The sequence below is a fragment of the Actinoplanes sp. NPDC051633 genome, from assembly GCF_040681735.1.
In the GTDB taxonomy this organism is placed as follows: Bacteria; Actinomycetota; Actinomycetes; order Mycobacteriales; family Micromonosporaceae; genus Actinoplanes.
Window position 1 is genome coordinate 1 of record NZ_JBFAZH010001256.1, and the last position, 2150, is coordinate 2150.

Annotated in this window: 2 protein-coding genes; both read right to left on the minus strand. The window is 73.7% G+C overall.

All coding sequences use genetic code 11. The annotated features are described in order from the left end of the window. Positions 1-702: 702 nt before the first annotated feature. Positions 703-1788, minus strand: a complete 1086-nt coding sequence (locus AB0M20_RS39750; RefSeq protein WP_364306268.1) for an alcohol dehydrogenase catalytic domain-containing protein — start codon at positions 1786-1788, stop codon at positions 703-705. Next, positions 1785-2150 (minus strand): aldehyde dehydrogenase family protein (locus AB0M20_RS39755; protein WP_364306270.1); only part of this gene is annotated, 366 nt, incomplete at its 5' end. The genes AB0M20_RS39755 and AB0M20_RS39750, both read right to left, overlap by 4 nt.

Below are 2150 nucleotides of genomic sequence, written 5' to 3' on the forward strand. Positions count from 1 at the left end.
CGCGGTCCGGTGCCAGCTCGGCGGATGGCAAGCTGGGCAGCCATGCGGCCTGACCGCCGGGTCGGGCTAAGTGCCGCCCGTTCCGCAGGGTGATGGTCGGCGCTTCGAGAAGGACGCCACGGGTCGTGAGCTGAGCCGGACAGATCGACCAGAGTGGTAGCCCTGCGGGCCATCGAGCCTCCGGATAGCCCACAGAGCTACCACTTCCTGCACCGGCACCGACAAATCGACCCGAGTGGTAGCCCCGACGGCCATCGAGCCCCCGGAAAGCCCACAGAGCTACCACTTCCTGCACCGGCACCGGCGAATCGACCCCAGTGGTAGCCCAGAGGGCCATCACACCCGCGAATAGCCCGCAGAGCTACCACTAGCTGCGCTTGCCGCGAGCGCGACCTCACCGGTGCCGGTGGGCCCGGCCCGCGAGGCGCGACGGGCGGCAGCAAGCGCGCCCGGCGCCCCACGCCGCATGGCTGCGAACCGGACCACCCACGCTCGCCGCACCGGGCCGCACCGGGCCGCACCGGGCCGCACCGGGCCGCACCGGGCGGGACCACCGGGCCGCACCGGGCGGCACCACCGAGCCGAAACCGCCGGGCCGGGAAGCGGACTTTCGATTTGCAGCCTGCAGCGCGTTCGATCTGCGGCCAGCCTGGCGGGGAGTCCCGGGGCTAACACCCGGACTCCCCGCCAGGTCGCCTCCGGCTAGAAGATGACCACCGAGCGGGCGCCCTCGCCGCGGGACATGCGGTCGAAGGCGGCCGGCACCTGGTCGAGGCCGATCCGATCGGTGATCAGGTGCTCGACGCCGATCGTGCCGCTCAGCACGTCGGCGGCCAGCACCGGGATGTCGCGGTCCGGGTCGGAGTTGCCGTAGACGCTGGAGCGCAGCGTCCGCGCCGACGAGAAGATGTCCAGGGCGCTGAGCTCGACGTTGTCGTCGGCGCGGCCCATGCCGACCACCGTCACCTGTCCACCGCGCCGGGTCGCCCGCCACGCCGCCCGGATCGTCGAAGACCGGCCCACGCATTCGAACGCGTGGTCCGCGCCGCGGCCCGACGTGCGCGAGCGGATCTCCTTGGCGAGCGCGTCGGAGGCGACCACGAAGTCGGTGGCGCCGGCCGCCTCGGCCAGCGCCTTCTTCGCCTCCGAGACGTCCACCGCGATCACCGGCCCGGCCCCCGCCGCCCGCGCCGCCGCCACCACCGACAGGCCCACGCCGCCCAGGCCGATGACCAGCACCGAATCGCCCTGAGCCACCCGGGCGGTGTTGCGGACCGCGCCCGTCCCGGTCAGCACGGCGCAGCCGAGCAGGGCGGCGGAAGCCCAGTCCAAGGCGTCGGGTACGCCGATGACGGCGTTCTCCGGCACCAGCACCTCCTCGGCGAACGCGCCCAGCCCCAGCGTCACGTAGGCCGGCACGCCCTGCACCGTGGCGCCGTTCTCGATCGCCGGGATGCCGCTCGACGTGGCGCACAGCCAGGGCTGGCCGTGCGTGCAGAACCAGCACATGCGACACGCCGGCTGCCAGTTGAGGCCCACGTGGTCGCCGACCCGGGCACGCGTCACGTCGTCGCCGACCGCGACCACCTCGCCGGCCGCCTCGTGCCCGAGCACCAGCGGGTACGGCGGGCGCAGCGTCCCGTTCACCATGGACAGATCGGAGTGGCACACGCCGGCCGCGCGTACTCGGACCCGGACCTGGCCGGACCCCGGCTCGGGCAGCTCGACCGTCTCGATCGCCGGCGCGGCGCCCGGCTCCCGCACCACCACCGCGGACACGGCGGTCATCGCTGAATGGCCTTCACCTGCTGGAACTCCTCCAGTCCGAACGGGCCCAGCTCCCGGCCGATGCCGGACTGCTTGTAACCGCCGAAGGGCGCCGCGGGGTTGAACGCGCCGCCGTTGACGTCGACGGCGCCGGTGCGCAGCCGCCGGGCCACGCCGACCGCCCGATCCGGCGAGCCCCACACGCCGCCCGCCAGGCCGTACTTCGAGTTGTTCGCGATCGCGACGGCGTGGTCGTCGTCGTCGAACGGGATGATCGACAGCACCGGGCCGAAGATCTCCTCCTGGGCCAGCTCGCTGTCGGGGTCGACGTCGGCGAAGACCGTCGGCGCGACGAAGAAGCCCCGGTCCGGCACCGGCGCGTC